The sequence below is a fragment of the Gordonia sihwensis NBRC 108236 genome (genome assembly GCF_000333035.1).
Lineage (GTDB): Bacteria > Actinomycetota > Actinomycetes > Mycobacteriales > Mycobacteriaceae > Gordonia > Gordonia sihwensis.
On sequence record NZ_BANU01000011.1, the window covers coordinates 1 to 15531 of the forward strand.

The window sequence follows — 15531 nt, forward strand, 5'->3', positions numbered from 1 at the left end:
CCACCACCGCCGCCCCGCTCGCCCACCCACCCCACCCCATCGAGCAGTTTTCGAGAAGCATCGCGAACCGTGCACTCGTAGCGTCAGTCGTATGACGAACATCAACACACTCACCCTGCAGGTCGCCGACGTCGAGGCGGCGAAGTCCTTCTACGACGAGGCGTTCGGGATCGGCGACCGTCTGCGCTTCGAACAGGCCACGCCGCCGACGTCGGGCTTCCGCGGATTCGTGATCTCCCTCGTGGTCGCCGACCCCGCGGTCGTCGATTCCTTCATCGAACCGGCGATCACGGCGGGCGCGCGCGTCGTCAAGCCCGCCAAGAAGTCGTTCTGGGGATACGGCGGTGTGCTTCAGGCACCGGACGGCACCCTGTGGAAGATCGCGGCGTCGTCGAAGAAGTCCACCGGTGCGCCCTTGCGCGTGGTCGACTCCCTGGTACTGCTGCTCGGCACCTCCGACATCACCGCCAGCAAAGCCTTCTACGTCGACCACGGGCTCACGGTGGCGAAGAGCTACGGCCGCAAGTACGTCGAGTTCGAGGCCGCCGACGGCGCCGTCACCCTCGCCCTGTACGGCAGGAAGGGCGCGGCGAAGGACGCGGGTGTGCCGCCGGAGGGCAGCGGTTCGCACCGGCTCGTCGTCGGTTCCGATGCCGACGCATTCGTCGATCCCGACGGTTTCGCCTGGTCACCGGCGAGTCTGACATCGGGTCAGCCGCTGTCGGCGCAACCTCGCCGTGCCGACGCCGGAGGGGCCACGGCCTGATCGCCCAGGGCGAACACCGTTCCGGAACAAACAAAGGGCACCCTCGGTTGAGTCGAGCAGACTGAACTTTGGAGGTGTGATGTCTGAGAACATTTCCGTTCCCGTGCTGTTCGTTCCCGATCTCGTGGTGCTGCCCGGGATGGTGGTGCCCGTGCCGCTCGACGATGCCGCGCAGGCCGCCGTCGACGCGGCCCGCGCGAGCGACAGCGCAGAACCCGGTGCGGGCAAGATCCTGATCGCCCCGCGCCTCGACGACCACTACCCGACACACGGCGTGATCGCCTCGGTGGTGCAGGTCGGTCGCATGCAGGGCCGAGACGGCCACGTCGCGGTGATCCGCGGCGAGCAGCGCGCACACATCGGTGCCGGAACCACCGGTCCGGGTGCGGCGCTGTGGGTGGAGGTGGAGCTGGTTGAGGAGACCGAACCCACCGAGACCACCCGCGAACTGGCCGCCGAGTACCGCAAGGTGGTGCTCGCGATGCTGCAGCGCCGGGAGGCGTGGCAGGTGATCGACGCCGTCAACCGCCTCACCGATCCGTCCGCGCTCGCCGATACCTCGGGCTACGCGTCGTGGATCAGCGATGAGCGCAAGCGTCGGTTGCTGGAGACCGAGAACGTCGACGAGCGGCTGCGGCTGTTGATCGACTGGACCGGGGAGCACCTGGCGGAGACAGAGGTCAGCGACAAGATCGCGGCCGACGTGCGCGAGGGCATGGAGAAGACGCAGAAGGAGTTCCTCCTGCGCCAGCAGCTCAACGCCATTCGCAAGGAACTCGGGGAGGACGAGCCGGACGGTGCCGAGGACTACCGGACTCGCGTCGAGGGCGCCGATCTGCCCGAGAAGGTCCGTGAGGCCGCTCTTCGGGAGGTCGGGAAGCTCGAGCGAGGAAGTGATCAGAGCCCCGAATCCGGCTGGATCCGGACCTGGCTCGACACGGTGCTCGACCTTCCGTGGTCGGTCCGGACCGACGATTCGACCGACCTGATCGAGGCAAGGGAGATCCTCGACGCCGACCATCACGGTCTGGAGGACGTGAAGGACCGGATCGTCGAGTACCTGGCGGTCCGCGCCCGGCGTGCCGAACGCGGATTGTCGGTGGTGGGCGGTCGCGGTTCCGGTGCGGTGATGGTGTTGGCCGGACCTCCCGGGGTCGGTAAGACGTCGCTCGGCGAGTCGGTGGCCCGCGCGCTCGGTCGCAAGTTCGTCCGCGTGGCGCTCGGCGGTGTCCGCGATGAGGCCGAGATCCGCGGTCACCGCCGCACCTACGTGGGCGCGCTGCCCGGACGGATCGTCCGTGCCATCGGCGAAGCCGGTTCGATGAATCCCGTCGTCCTGCTCGACGAGATCGACAAGGTGGGCTCTGACTACCGTGGCGACCCCGCGGCGGCGCTTCTGGAAGTCCTGGACCCGGCGCAGAACCACACGTTCCGCGACCACTATCTGGATCTGGACCTGGACCTTTCGGACGTGGTCTTTCTCGCTACCGCGAACGTGGTGGAGAACATTCCGTCGGCGCTGCTGGATCGTATGGAGCTGGTCACGATCGACGGCTATACCGAGGACGACAAGGTCGCCATCGCGCGTGACTACCTGGTTCCGCGACAGCTGGAGCGGGCTGCGCTCACGGCGGACGAGGTGAGTGTCACCGAGGGCGCCTTGCGTGAGATCGCCGCGAACTACACCCGTGAGCCGGGTGTTCGGCAGTTCGAGCGGATGCTGGCGAAGGTGGCGCGGAAGGTCGCGGTGCAGGCCGGCGCCGGGAGCGAAGCGAGCGGGCCGGATTCGCACGGCGCCGGGAGCGTAGCGAGCGGGCCGGATTCGCACGGCGCCGGGAGCGTAGCGAGCGGGCCGATCGTCGTCGACGAGACTGCGCTGGTGGAGTACCTCGGGCGACCGCGGTTCACTCCGGAAACCGCCGAGCGCACCGAGGTTCCGGGCGTCGCCACCGGTCTGGCCGTGACGGGAATGGGTGGCGACGTGCTGTTCATCGAGGCGCTGAAAGCGGCGGGCACGTCGGAGAAGGGCGAGCACGCGGCCGGACCGCAGCTGAAGCTGACGGGCCAGCTGGGTGATGTGATGAAGGAGTCGGCGCAGATCGCGCTCTCGTACGTGCAGGCGCACGCCGCCGATTTCGGCATCGATCCGGCTGATCTCAACGGCACGGTGCACATCCACTTCCCGGCCGGTGCGGTTCCTAAGGACGGACCGTCCGCGGGTGTCACGATGGTGACCGCGTTGGTGTCGATGCTGACCGGCCGGCGGGTGCGCAGCGATGTCGGCATGACCGGCGAGGTGACCCTGAACGGGCGCGTGCTGCCGATCGGCGGCGTGAAGCAGAAGCTGCTCGCCGCGCAACGGAACGGGTTGAAGACGGTCTTCATCCCGCAGCGCAACGAGGCCGATCTGGACGAGGTTCCGGCCGAGGTGCTCGAGGCGCTCGAGGTGAAGCCGATGACGGATGTCGCGGTGATCGTCTCGGAGGCCCTTGAGCCTGTGGAACAGGCGCGCGCCGCGGCGTGATGAGAATTTTTGGCTCCCGGACGGGTCTCACAGGCCTGTCCGGGAGCCAGAGTTTTCAGAGGAGTTCGGCGCGGCGGGCGGCGAGGGCATTGGCTAGCTCGCGCATGCAGTCGCCGGGCGCCAGATTGAGCTGCTTCCACGAGTAGGCCAGCGGGATCCAGCCGAGGCAGGCGATCGAGTTCGCCTTCGCGAGATCGCGGTTCCACCGGTCCTCGTGCCGATGGAAGGCGTAGCCGTGGATCTCCACGCCGACGCGCTCGGCGGGCCAGGCGAAGTCCCACGGCCGACCGCAGATCGGGAACTGCTGCTTCCATCCGGTGATCTGTTCGCTGCGGAGCATCCGCACGAAGAGTCGTTCGGCCTCGGACTCCGAGCCGTCGGCGGAGACACCCAGCAGCTTGCGCACTCGGGCGAGTCCGTGGACGCCGCGGTTCCGGTCCAGCGCGGCGACCAGTTCGGGCACGGTCACCACGCGCTTCTGAATCATCCGATCGAGGAAGACCAGACCCTCCTCGTGTTCTGACGCCGCGCCGAGAACCGAGAGCGCGGTGCCGGTCACCTGGATTCCGCGGACCTCGGTGATGTCTTCGTGCGGGTAGGTGCGCCGCTTGAGGTCGGCAGCCACCCCGCAGGTCGCATTCGGCTTCGCCGAGCGCGGCACCGCGGCGGTGATCGGTCCGGGAACGTCCCGGACCAGGCCGTGCCACCAGGCGGCAGCGGTGCGATCGATGGTGGCCGCCCTCGCGTGCGCGACCACGCGTATCCGCGCGGCGGCCTCCAGCGGGTGGGCGAGGGAGAGGAAGACTTCGCGGGCCTGCCGTATCCACAGGCCTCGCTCCACCTGCGAACGGATCTGGCCCACGGTGAGTCCGCAGGCCAGTGCTTGTCCGGTGGTGATCACGCCGTCGTGAGCGGCGAGATGGTGTGCGACCGCGATCTCCGGATGCTCCGACCACCGGCTGTTCGCCCGACGATCGGCTGTCGACTGTGCTTTCCCCACCTTCAATTAGACGCACGTGCCGGGCTATCGGTTCCGGTCTGCAAAATTTTGGCTCCCGGAACGGTCTGTGAGACCGTTCCGGGAGCCAAAATTCTCGGCGGGTCAGTGCGCGGGTTCCTCGGAGGTGAATCGCTGCGCGTAAGCCACGCCGAGCGAGAGCAGAACCAGTCCGGCGACGATGAAGGCGATCACCCGGAACATTCCGTCGAGGGCGGCGAGATCGAACAGGAAGAGTTTCGCGACCGCCGCGGCGATCACCGACAATCCCGTGGCGAGGGTAAGGGTGCGGCTCGCTCCCTGCAGCCTCCGCGCCCACATCAGGGCCGCGGCGGCGGAGCCGAACCAGACGAGGGTCGCCGCGAGGTGACCGGCGCGGAATCCGGTGGTCGAGCCTCCGGTGGCGACTCCGGCGACGCCGACGCACAGTTCGGTGGTGAGCCACAGGCCGATGAGGCCGCCGATCAGCCAGATCTGTTGTGCGCGGCTCGGCGCTGCGGTGCCCCATTCGCGGGCCAGCACCATGGTGGCGGCCAGGCCGAGGAGTGAGCCGACGAGGAGGGTCGCGTGGACCGAGTCACTCAGCCCGCCGGGATACAGGAGCTGTTGCGCCCCGCCCGTCTCCAGCAGCGACGACAGTCCGAGGCCCGCGAACACGGTGGCCGCGATCCGCACTGCGCCCCGCAGATCGTCGGCCCAACGGGCCGCGAGACCCATGATCACCGCACCTGCCAGGAAGCCGAGCGAGATCGTGGAGGCGTCGAGTGCGACTCCGAGCGCCATCGAGATCAGCACCGCTCCTGCGGCCAGCCACACCACCCGGCAGACGAAGGGCACCGACGCCGGTCCGCGGGTAGCCACCGCGGCGACGACGAAGAGCACGGCGCCCAATCCGATCACCGCCGTCGACGATCCGGCCCCGGCGGTCCACTGACCTGCGATCATCGGCAGCGGGATCGCCGCGGCCACCGAAGTGAGTCCGAGCACCACGGCGCGACTGCTTGCGGGCGCCAGCATGATCGCCGAGCAGAGCGCCAGGGCGAGCCCGGTGAGCGCGGTGACCGCAAGGAACCACGCAGGGCCGTCGCCGATCACCACGAACACGGTCATCGGAAGCGTGGTGGCGACAGTGTTGACGACGAACAGCGGGGTCCAGTCCCGACCGGCCTGCAGCCACAGGGTGGCCGCCGCGTACGTCAGCATGAAGCAGACCAGGAGTTCGTCGACGCCGCCCGCGACCACCGGCGCGAAGACCAGCAGCGGCACCGACACCATGAGTGCGAGCGCCTGACTGTCCCACCGGTGCGCCGACCACAGTCCGCCGCCGCCGATCAGTGCGCCGGCGACCAGCGCTGCCGACTCCGGCAGCCAGCCGTAGATCGCGGTGGCGGCGAGGACGTCGAGTAGGGCCGCGGCGACGCCGGTCGCGACCAGGGCGACGGCGCCGGGACGCTTCTCGGGTCGGCGTCCGACCCGCGATCCGACGCCGACCAGTGCGGCGGCGAAGACCGCGCCGCCGGCGACGCGAAGCTCGGGCCGGAGCAGACCGGCCTGTGCGGCCAGAACCAGCAGCAGCACGATCCCGATCAGCGTGATCGCGACGCCGACCGCCGCCAGAACCCGGCCGACCAGCCCGCGTTCGGCGGCGTCGGAGAGTCGTTTGCCGAGGCTGGGCGCCGGCGTGGCCGGCGGTGCCGGGAACGGGCGCGGAGCGTACGACGGCGGGCCGTATGGAGGAGGCGGGTAGGGCTGCGGGGCGTACGACGGGACCCCGTACGACTGGGGACCGAAGGGCTGTCGCGTGAACGGCGTGCCCACCGTCGGCGGCACCGTCGCGTACTGCAAATGCGGCTGCGGCTCAGGCTGCGGCTGGGGCTCAGGCTCAGGCTGGGGCGCGGGCTGCGGTCCCGTCGCCGCGACCGGGGGCGCATCCGCGTCCTGCGGCGTCTCCGACTCTCGGGCGAGCGACGCGGTGAACGCCTCGAAGTCGGCCGACACCGCCGACATCCGGCCCGCGATGCTCTTCAGCTCGTCGCCGAGGCGGGCCGCCGCGACTGCTGGATCGTTGTTGTTCGTCATGCCTTCCAGCGTCGCGGTGCGGCGCCTCGCGGACATGCGCAGAATTACGCAGAAGGTGTGGGGAGTTGGCCGTGGGGTCGGCGGTTACTCCTGGTCGAGGCCGTGCTCGATCGCGTATCGCGCCAACTCCACCCGGTTGCCGAGCTGCAGCTTCCGCAGCGCGGCGCCGACGTGGTTCTCGACGGTGCGCGGACTGATCGACAGCCGCGTCGCGATCTGCCGCGACGACAGCCCCTTCGCGACATGCCGCAGCACCTCCGTCTCGCGCTGCGTCAGCGTCGGTGCGTCGGGTTCGGGCGAGCGGGCGATCCGCCGGTACTCGCCGAGTACCAGTCCGGCGAGGCCGGGAGTGAACACGGCCTGCCCGTCGCCCGTCGCGCGGACGGCCGCGACCAACTCCGACCGCTGCGCGCTCTTCACCAGATACCCGGTGGCCCCGGCCTTGATGGCCTCGAGCACGTCGTCGCGCTCGTCGGACGCCGAGAGGACCAGCACGTGCGCGCCGGGGTGCGCCGCGAGGACGGCCGCGGTCGCTTCGGCACCCGAGCCGTCGGGCATCTGCATGTCCATCAGGACGACGTCGGGCCGCACCGCCGCGGCACGCGCGGCCGCGCTCGCGCAGCCGTCGGCGGTGGCGACGACGTCGAAGCCCTCCTCCGACAGGTCGCGCGCCACGCCCTCTCGCCACATCGGGTGGTCGTCGACCACCATCACGCGCAGTGCGGCATCGCTCATCGGGACTGCGCCTCTCTTTCGCCGGCCGGGACCGTCAGCTCCCATTCTGTCCCGGCACCGGGCGCCGACTCCAGCCGAGCGGTGCCGCCGAGTGCCTCGATCCGCCCGATGATCGACCGCGAGATCCCCATCCGCCCTTCCTTCACCGCCGCCGACAGCCGGCCGGGCTCGATCCCCACACCGTCGTCGCGGACGCTGACGACGATCTCGGTGTCGAGGTCTTCCAGCAGGACGAAGGCGTGCGCGTCGCCGCCCGCGTGGCGTTCGACGTTGTCGAGGATGTTGCCGACCGCGGCGAGCACCTCGCCGGCGACCGCGGCGTCGATCAGGACCCGCTCGCCGGGTGTGCTGACCCGAACACGGTCGGTCGCCAGGGCGCGCAGGCCCGGTCCGAGGTCGAGGAGGGCGCCCCCGTCTGCCACCGGCGCCGGCGTCGCCGCGATGAGCTGCCGCAGCACGCGTTCCTGTTCGGCCGCCAGACTCGCGAGTTCGTCAGTGGGACCGCCGATCTCGCGCCCGCGACGAGCGATCAGGGCGAGGACCTGCAGCACGCCGTCGTGCACCTCGCGGGCGAGCCGTTCGCGTTCGGCCGATGCCGCGGCGAGTTCGACGGCCGCGGTGAGCCGGGAATGCATCAGTCGGGCGCGGGAGGCGGCCATGCCGAGGGCGATCGACGCGGCGGCGAGCAGGATGGCCGTCGCGTTGCGTCCGAAGTTCAGCAGGAATTCGCCCTTGACGTAGTAGTTCGTCAGTCCGATCACCGCTGCGGCCGCGAAACCCCAGCGCGCCCCGCCGAGCAACGCCGCGGACAGTGCGGCGTTCGTCATCCAGAGAGTGGTGGGCCAGGTCTGGTTGTCGGCGATCCACTGGCCGGAGGCGACGAACTCGGTCGAGAGCATCATCGCGGCCGACACGATCACCTCGCTCGCGACGAACCACCGGCGGCGACCGAATCCGGCGAGGTAGCCGGTGGTCCACCAGATGTTGGCCGCGGTCAGGACGGCGAACAGGATCCAGGTGACGGCGGGATGTTCCAGGTCGCCGTTGATCGCGACCTGGAAACCGAGTGCGTAGACGAAGGCGACGAGACGGAAGATCTGCGCCGCCCGCCACATGGGGCCGACTGGGTCGGCGTCGTCCAGACCCCGCCAGAGGGCGGTGGGATCGGCGGCGGGCAGGGCGCGGCGGTCCACGGTTCAGAACTGCCGGTCGCGGAACGGGGACGTCGTCATGGCTCCATCTAACAAGGGGCGCGTCACAGCGGCGACGGCTCTCGACGTTTCGTCGGTCGGAGTCGACCTCCTGATCGATGTCCTACGCTCGGCACGTGATCTTCTGGCCGCGACGACGGCGCCGCCCGCCGGCGCAGCAGCCTTCGCGGGTGCCGTTGCCCGGACTGTGGTCGCGCGGCGTGGAGTTCGGCGACGACGCCCTGACCTTCGTCGACTACGTTCACCCGGCGGCCTCGGTGTGTGCCGAGCCGGTGCTGTCGGTGGGCGGGATTCGCGACGTCGACCCGGCTGGATTCCCGCCGGAGATCCGCACGACGGCGGGCGAGACGCTGTTCGTGTCCAAGCTGCGTGAGGGCGACCTCCGGCAGTTCGCCGAGCGTCACCGGATTCCGCAGATCGCCCGCCCCGACATCTGGATGCGGCTGCTCGAGCCCTTTCTCGACACTACGATCGGCCACGGTCGGCAGGCCGATACCGACGGCTGGCTGCGGGAGCGCGGGTTCTCGGAGGCGGAGATCGCTCGGGCCCGCGCCCGCGTGGGACCGATGATGACCGCCTACAACGAGCTCCTGTGGGAGTGGGAGGATCTGAACCTCTCCGACCTCGTTCTGGCCTCCGCATCCAGTCCCGACGCGGGTCTGTATTGGTGGGCGATGGGGATCGCCGACCGCGCGGCCGTCGAGTAGGGCGGGTTCAGCTCGCCACGTACACCTTCATCGCGACGATCTGCCTGCGTTCGAAGGTGGCCATCGCCACCGCGTGTTCTTCGCCGCGCGTGAGGCTCACTGTCACGTATCGTCCGGCAGCCAGGCACTTGCCGGTCTGCCAGCCGTCCAGTTCGTCGCGCAGGTCTGCGACCGGCCCGACGCGCCCGGCACCGTACTCGACCCGTACGTCGGACCCGGACCGCTCTGCGCACGCCGCGTCTAGGAACGCGAGCGTCCGCCGCTTCTCCGCAGCACCCGCGCGAACGAACCCTCGGGCGAAGCCTGCGGCCCCGCCGAGTCTCTGATTCTGCAGCAGCGCCCCGGCCAGCCGCGTCGAGATCGGGAGTGCGTCGAGGCCCTCGGCGAGGAGTTGTCGCACCATGGTCGGCAGTTCCCAGTGAGCGAACAGGCCCGCGATCAGATCGGCCGACGCCATCTCGTACCGCAGGTGCACAGGCACCGTCAGCGTCACGGCGTCGCTCATGCGGATCTCCAGCGTGAGGTCGCGGATCACTGTGTCGCCACAGACGATGTCGTGCGCCGGATGGAAGACGATCGTGTTGGGGGCGATGAAGGTGTCGTAGAAGCGGGAGAGCTGCTCGTCTCCGCGGTGCGGGCTCGACCCCACGGGGTCGTTGACTATCGCGTCCGGCGCGAACAGCGACAGCCACCGCTGTCTGTCGTGCGCGGCCACGGCTGCCGGCGACCCTTCGACGGTGGCCAGCATCTGCTCTCGCAGTCCCATCCCACTCCGTTCCTGAGTCGACCATCGCAATAGAACGCGTTCTAGTCTAACCGTCGGTCCGTCGTCCGGAAATGGGGAAGGCGCGTCCGGGTCGGGGTGCACCGGACGCGCCTTCGCATGGGTGGGTCAGGAGACTGCGCAGGTCTCGGTGTCGACCTTCTTCACCGTGGTCCCGTTGGTGATCGAGACGGTATTGGTGGCGGAGTTGACGCTCGCGACGTCGCCGTCCTCAAGCGGGGTCCGGCACTTCTCGACACCATCGGCATTGAGGATCAACTGACGATCGGTGCCCGCCACTTCGAGAGCGATCGTGAGCTTCGGCTTGGCCTCGGTACTCGGCTCGGTGGCTTCGGCACTGGTGTCGGGTGCCGACGACGGAGTGGTCGACTCGACAGACTCGGACTCTGACGGCTTCGTCGACTCTGATGGCTTCGTCGCCGACGTGGTGGGGTCGGCTTCTGATTCTGGCGCATTGCTGGTCGACGGGTCCGATGTCGTCGACGGTGCAAGTTTCTCCATCGCGCTTCGCATCCTCGACAGGGCGCCCGGTGCGTCGTTGACGATGTTTTGGGGTGCGGCGGGAGTCCAGTCGGACTGTTCCTGCCAACTCGAGATGTTGGATCGACCTCGGTCACCGCCTCCGTTGGAGGTGCAGTACGTGACGCCAGACCAGTTGGTGATGTCCCATTGGGCGTAACCACTCGACAGCTCGCCGTTCTGGCCGTATCGCGTACGGACGCGAACGGAATAGACCTTCTTCAGAACTGAGTACGGGAGGGAAATGCCATTGTAGTTCGCGTCCGGGGTCGCGCCTGACCAAGCCGGACTGCTTCCGCCCTCCCACCGTTCCACTTCGTACCAGTACCCGGGGCCGGCGCTGGTCCATTGGAGATCCGCTTTGGAGCCTAGTCCGCCACTGCACGACATGCCCTTCACCACGGGTACCGGTGTGAAGTTCTGACTAGCGATCTGGGACACATTGGCTGTCGCCGCATCAGTTCCGGCGGCCATGGTGTCGGTGGTCTGTACCAGTCCGACCGCGGCGACGGCCGCGCCGCCGATGGCGAGGAGCGCACGAGTGGACGGCAGCTTCTGGCGAATTGATTGACGGAGATTAGCCACAGTTGGCCTCCTGGAGCTTGGCCTCGCTGCTGTCGGCGGGCTCATCGAGTGTTTCGGTCTGGTGTGTGTCATTCGACGCGTCGTTGCTGGATCGGCGTAGGGGGCCGAAAGCGAGCATCAGCAAGGCCCCGGCGAGGACGCCGCCGAGGAAGATCGCCGTCTTGCTCGAAAGCCACGCGGCTACGTACCCGGCGAACGGCACGCTTGTGATCACTCGATCTGCGTGATCGACCAGGTACGGCGTGGGATCCGCAACTCGGTTCGCATCGCCCTTCATGATCAGCGCGACCTTGTCGCCACCGGCGGGGTCGACTGCAACTACGCGATGGGTGATTCGAGTTCCGGCCTCGTTGTCGACACTGACGACATCGCCGACACTGATCTGCGCTGCGGGAACGGTACGGGCCACTGCGAGAGAGCCGGTCGGGATCTGCGGCGACATCGACCCCGATCGGAACACCAGTGGCTTGATCCCGAACGTCATCGACACCACTGCGATCACGATGCAGACCAGACCCGCGACGGCGCCGAGATTGAGGGCGAGCTCGCGGCGGCGGCGTCGCTGCGTAGTCCTTGCTTGCTGCTGACTCATTGCGAGATCACGCTTGGGTCGCTGCGAAGTTGAATTTGACTGACAGAGCTGACATCCGCGCACTATTCGGGGCGTTGGAGTCGAGAGTGATTTGGAAGCACAGATTGTCGGTCGTGTTCTTGTTCACTCGCTGGTTGGTCGTGATGATGTCGGTTGTGCCGAGCGTCAGCGCCTTGCCCGTTGCGATGGCGGTGCCGCCGCTGCAGACGGTTCCATTGCTGCTACCACCCCGGTAGACGTTCACCCTCAGATTCTGCGCGAACGTGCCGGCGTTCGCGTCGCCGTATGTCGCTGTGCCGCTGTCGGCGCTGACTGCCTTCATCGTGTAGTCGAAGTCGCTGCCGCCGATGTTGTTGACCGGGAGCATACCCGCGACTGTGGCTCCCTTAGCGAGGTTGAGCTTCGCCAATGACGCGAATTGGTGTGTTGGCCGGTCGCCGTGAAGATCCATTCGCACGTCGACGGCCGCCGTGCTGAACATTCCGGTAGTCGCGGTCGCGGTGTCCGACCACGCGGCCATCGTGCCGACGGCGCCGAGACCGAAGACCATTCCGAGTGAGGCGATCGCTCGGGCGCGCGTCCAACCGGTGTCGCCGAGGCGCCCGCGCAGTCGCGACCCCGACCGCTCGCGGTCGTGAGTTTCGTTGGATGAGGACATCTGTTTCTGCCTAATCATTCGGGAGGGAGTCACTTGATGAAAGGAATCGGTTGGGTGATCTCGGCACTGGGGATCACCGGCGCCGCCGACGGCGGATCGGGGACCGCCGAGTAGGCGAGCGGCGGACGTCCGGACTGATCGGCGCCGCACGCATAGCAGCGGTTCTCAGATCCTGCGGGGTGCCGGCCGCCGACCTCGGCGTGCGCCGGAACCGCCTGCGTGGGAGCCGGCGGCATCGGCGGATCGGGCGGAGCGGCGCCGGGTTCGGGGTTCTCGGGAGGCTTCGGCTTCTTGCGGTCGCGGATGCTGCTGATCCACATCCACAACGCGTACGCACCGAGACCGCCGGCGATCACGAACACCGCGATGCTCCGCGACGAGCCGGAGATCAGGGAGTTGATCCGGCCGAGGTAGGGAACCGAGTACAGCAGTCTGCCTCGGACCTGCTCTTCGACGAGTTGAACCGGGTCCGTCGCATTGTTGGCATCGCCCTTGGTGATGAACCGGCGCTTACCGCTCGCGTCGTAGACGATGCTGATGATCCGATGCGTCGTGACCGACGGATTGCCCGACTCCGGCTGGAACGTGATGACGTCGCCGGCCTTCAATTGATCGCCCGGCGTCGGCTTCACCACGATCAGCGTTCCCGGCGGGTACGTCGGCTGCATCGACCCGGTGAGCACCGTGTACGCGGTGGAACCGGTCAGCCGCGGAACCACCACGAGCACAGCGAGCACGCCGACCGCGACGAGCAGCAGCGTCCACGAGGCGATCGTCTTCACCCACCAGATGGGTGGAGTCGCGTCGGAGTTCTCCGCGTCGCTTGCGGAGGGAAGCGCCTCCGTCTCGCTGGTGTGATGGGTTCCGCGACTGAACATCATGAGTTGCTGACCGACTGGGCGCCGAAGGTGAACGTCGCGTTGGCCGACTGCGACGTCGATGCGTTGGTCGCGATGGTGGTACGCAGGCACAGCACTTCGGTAGTACCCGCCGCGACGTTGCGGGCTGCGGTGGCAGCGGTGTTCATCGCACCCGAGTAGATCTCCTCACCGACATCGCCGGTGGGGGTGCATGCGGCCTCGCTGCCGACTACTGCGACACGCAGCTTCAGCGGGGTGGTGCCGGTGACGGCCACCGAGTTCAGCTTGTACTGCATCGTTACGTTGCCGGAATTGATGACCGGCAGCGGCTTTTGGACGCTGTCACCGGGGTTCGCGTCAGTCAGCGTCAGGCCGTCGAGCGTGAACTGCTTGACGCCGCCCTGGTTCACCGAGATGTCGAGCTTGCCTGCGGTGATCGTGCCACCGTTGCTCGTTGCTTCCGAACGCCAGAGGGCGCCGGTCTGCTGGAGGGAGATGAATCCCACCAGCAGAACCGCCGCCGCTGCGAGCGCCCATTTGATTTGGGGCTTCACGAAATCCTCTTAATCACGGGAGGAGTGGTTTAGTTCTGCTGCAGAGTGACCGTGGCGCCGGAGAGGTCAGCGGTCTTGTCCTGTCCGTCCTTGTTGCTTGTGTCTGCTCTGAATGTGATGTCGGTCGAGACCTTCTTGGTCGTGTTGTTGTCGGCAGGGGTCACAGTGATTCCGGGGCCACCACCTGCGGTCGTCGGATCGAGGTACTGTGCGAGATCGCCGGAGACACCGCCCACACTGGGAGTCAGGGTCGCCGTCAGGTTGGTTCCTACGGCCGTGATCTTGTAGCTGGCCGTGTACCGGACGGTGTCGCCCGGCACGAGACGGTCGGTGCCAGGGTTGAAGGTATCGCCATCCTTCGTGCCGCCGACCCACGTCCAGGTACCGGTGTCGACCGCGGTGAGGTTCAGCTGACCGGCGGTGACAGTGCCGCCGTTGGTGTTGACGTTGCTGTTCCAAGCCGCCATGGTGCCTGCGCCACCAGCCAGGATGGCTGCGCCGGCGGCTGCGGCGAGAGCGCCCTTCGTAACCTTGTTCATGTCTTCCCTTAATTGAATCGGGACACCCGAAGGTGTGGGAAAGGGTGACCCGCGCGGCGGGAGATGCCCGCGCGGGGGCGGTCACCGAAGTGACCGTCTACGGCCGGGATTCACCGGGGTGGATGGCCGAAGTCTGTGTGATCGGCCGGCGTACGACGGGTGCGCGAGCCGGCCGATCCGCCGTTCAGCGCCCGCCGGCGTGGATGGCCGGGGCGTTCAGGCTCACCTGAACGCTCTTGGCGGCATCACTGCTGCCGCCTCCGAGGCTGCCGAACATGCTGCCGAGCGAACCGGAACCGAGCGAGCCCGAGTCGAGAGATCCGGAACCGCCATCACCTCCGGGATCAGTCGGGTCCACGGGATCCACTGGAGCGTCGCCTGCGACCTCTTCGAGAGAGGTGCTCCAGTCAGGTTTGATCGTGAAGTTCTGTTCGGTCTCCCCTTGTGGAATGCCGACGAACAGTTCCACGTCGATCGGTGTGTTCTGGATGAGTCGACCAGTCTCGACGACGAGGATTCCGGGGCCGCCTGCCAGGCTGTGCTTGCTTCCCTTCACCGAGCCGGCGTTCGCGCGGACGGTGGCCGAACCTCCGCCCGGGAGTTCCCAGTTGCCGGCGAACACCTGGAATTTGGCGGGCGTGTCGCAGGAGTTCTTGATCTTGAACGAAGCCTGCTTCACCTCGTGGCCCGGGACCGGGCGGTCGGTGTTCCACGAGAGGACGTCCAAATTCCCCCACGTGGTTCCGCCGTCCTGCGAGTACTTGGTGCAACTCTGGTCGAGATTCTCGCCGACCGCAGCATGAGCGCTGCCGGCGCCGATGGCAGCGAGCGACACTGCCGCTGCTCCGGCGGCAGTGACGACGACTGCGCGTCGAGCGGTTGAGGTCAATCGTGCGATGGGTGCCATGCCGAGAATGATGGGACGCCGCAGCGCCCCACGGTGCCACTAACTCTGGGGACACAGTGCGAGGGAGCACTTCTGTGCCGGAAATGCGGCGTCGCGGGCGAATGTGTAACGAGGGATGTTTCCGCAGGTCGACGGGATCGAGGGGCCTCTGCTCAGGTCGTTCTCAGGTATCCGGTGACGCGCGTCACCATTTGTTCGTATGAATGGAACAGGTCATGGTTTTGACGCTCGATACGTGCCCGGCTGGTCTGCCGATGGCGCAGATGCTGACTTCACGTCCGACCGTCTCCCTGCGGTGACGGACATCACCCAGGATTGAGTCAACTTCGCTCAACTCTCCGGAATGAATCGTCCCTGCGTACAGTTGAACCCATCGAGAAACTTGAGTGAAAGCGGCTCAACAAGGTTGACGGGGTGAACATCCTCGATTAAACCTGAGTCGAAGGCGCTGAGGTTTCACAGACCAACAAGGCCCTCCCGGCCCAAAGAACTACCCGGCCCCCACCAGCAAGCC

Annotated in this window: 15 protein-coding genes; 3 read left to right on the forward strand and 12 right to left on the reverse strand. The window is 67.6% G+C overall.

Features of this window, described 5'->3' with window-relative positions; all coding sequences use genetic code 11:
• Window positions 1-91 precede the first annotated feature (91 nt).
• Window positions 92-766, forward strand: a complete 675-nt coding sequence (locus GSI01S_RS08140) for a VOC family protein (protein WP_006896043.1) — start codon at window positions 92-94, stop codon at window positions 764-766.
• A 79-nt stretch (window positions 767-845) separates the two neighbouring features.
• Window positions 846-3290: an endopeptidase La gene (lon, locus tag GSI01S_RS08145; protein WP_006896044.1), complete on the forward strand. Its 2445-nt coding sequence runs from the start codon at window positions 846-848 to the stop codon at window positions 3288-3290.
• Between the two features lie 55 nt (window positions 3291-3345).
• Here lon and GSI01S_RS08150 read toward each other — a convergent pair whose 3' ends face one another.
• The 4 genes from GSI01S_RS08150 to macS form a co-directional block, all read right to left on the reverse strand.
• Window positions 3346-4290, reverse strand: a complete 945-nt coding sequence (locus GSI01S_RS08150; RefSeq protein WP_006896045.1) for a type IV toxin-antitoxin system AbiEi family antitoxin — start codon at window positions 4288-4290, stop codon at window positions 3346-3348.
• A 102-nt stretch (window positions 4291-4392) separates the two neighbouring features.
• On the reverse strand, window positions 4393-6366 hold the full coding sequence (locus tag GSI01S_RS08155; protein WP_039867306.1) for a DUF2339 domain-containing protein: 1974 nt from the start codon (window positions 6364-6366) through the stop codon (window positions 4393-4395).
• A gap of 84 nt (window positions 6367-6450) precedes the next feature.
• On the reverse strand, window positions 6451-7101 hold the full coding sequence (locus GSI01S_RS08160) for a response regulator (protein WP_006896047.1): 651 nt from the start codon (window positions 7099-7101) through the stop codon (window positions 6451-6453).
• Window positions 7098-8294, reverse strand: coding sequence for a MacS family sensor histidine kinase (gene macS, locus GSI01S_RS08165; protein ID WP_006896048.1), 1197 nt, complete (start codon window positions 8292-8294; stop codon window positions 7098-7100). Before macS ends, GSI01S_RS08160 begins: the two co-directional genes overlap by 4 nt.
• 134 nt (window positions 8295-8428) lie before the next feature.
• Between macS and GSI01S_RS08170 the strand changes: the two genes are divergently transcribed.
• Window positions 8429-9019 (forward strand): hypothetical protein, encoded by a 591-nt coding sequence (locus GSI01S_RS08170; RefSeq protein ID WP_039867282.1) that lies wholly within the window; start codon window positions 8429-8431, stop codon window positions 9017-9019.
• Window positions 9020-9026: 7 nt separating this feature from the next.
• On the opposite strand, the gene GSI01S_RS08175 is transcribed toward GSI01S_RS08170, so the two are convergent.
• The 8 genes from GSI01S_RS08175 to GSI01S_RS08210 form a co-directional block, all read right to left on the reverse strand.
• Window positions 9027-9785 (reverse strand): nuclear transport factor 2 family protein, encoded by a 759-nt coding sequence (locus GSI01S_RS08175; RefSeq protein ID WP_006896051.1) that lies wholly within the window; start codon window positions 9783-9785, stop codon window positions 9027-9029.
• Window positions 9786-9911: 126 nt separating this feature from the next.
• Window positions 9912-10907, reverse strand: coding sequence for a hypothetical protein (locus GSI01S_RS08180; protein ID WP_006896053.1), 996 nt, complete (start codon window positions 10905-10907; stop codon window positions 9912-9914).
• The gene (locus tag GSI01S_RS08185; RefSeq protein WP_006896055.1) at window positions 10900-11499 is read right to left on the reverse strand and encodes a signal peptidase I; all 600 of its coding nucleotides are present in this window, start codon (window positions 11497-11499) and stop codon (window positions 10900-10902) included. The genes GSI01S_RS08180 and GSI01S_RS08185 overlap by 8 nt, the downstream gene beginning before the upstream one ends.
• Before the next feature lie 7 nt (window positions 11500-11506).
• A complete protein-coding gene (locus GSI01S_RS08190) occupies window positions 11507-12175 on the reverse strand; it encodes a SipW-dependent-type signal peptide-containing protein (RefSeq protein WP_006896057.1) in 669 nt (222 codons plus the stop codon).
• 11 nt (window positions 12176-12186) lie between these two features.
• Window positions 12187-13038, reverse strand: coding sequence for a signal peptidase I (locus GSI01S_RS08195; protein WP_039867285.1), 852 nt, complete (start codon window positions 13036-13038; stop codon window positions 12187-12189).
• Window positions 13035-13571, reverse strand: coding sequence for a hypothetical protein (locus GSI01S_RS08200; RefSeq protein WP_006896059.1), 537 nt, complete (start codon window positions 13569-13571; stop codon window positions 13035-13037). Before GSI01S_RS08200 ends, GSI01S_RS08195 begins: the two co-directional genes overlap by 4 nt.
• A gap of 29 nt (window positions 13572-13600) precedes the next feature.
• Window positions 13601-14110 (reverse strand): alternate-type signal peptide domain-containing protein, encoded by a 510-nt coding sequence (locus tag GSI01S_RS08205; RefSeq protein ID WP_006896061.1) that lies wholly within the window; start codon window positions 14108-14110, stop codon window positions 13601-13603.
• 184 nt (window positions 14111-14294) lie between these two features.
• Window positions 14295-15017 (reverse strand): hypothetical protein, encoded by a 723-nt coding sequence (locus tag GSI01S_RS08210; RefSeq protein WP_006896062.1) that lies wholly within the window; start codon window positions 15015-15017, stop codon window positions 14295-14297.
• Window positions 15018-15531 lie beyond the last annotated feature (514 nt).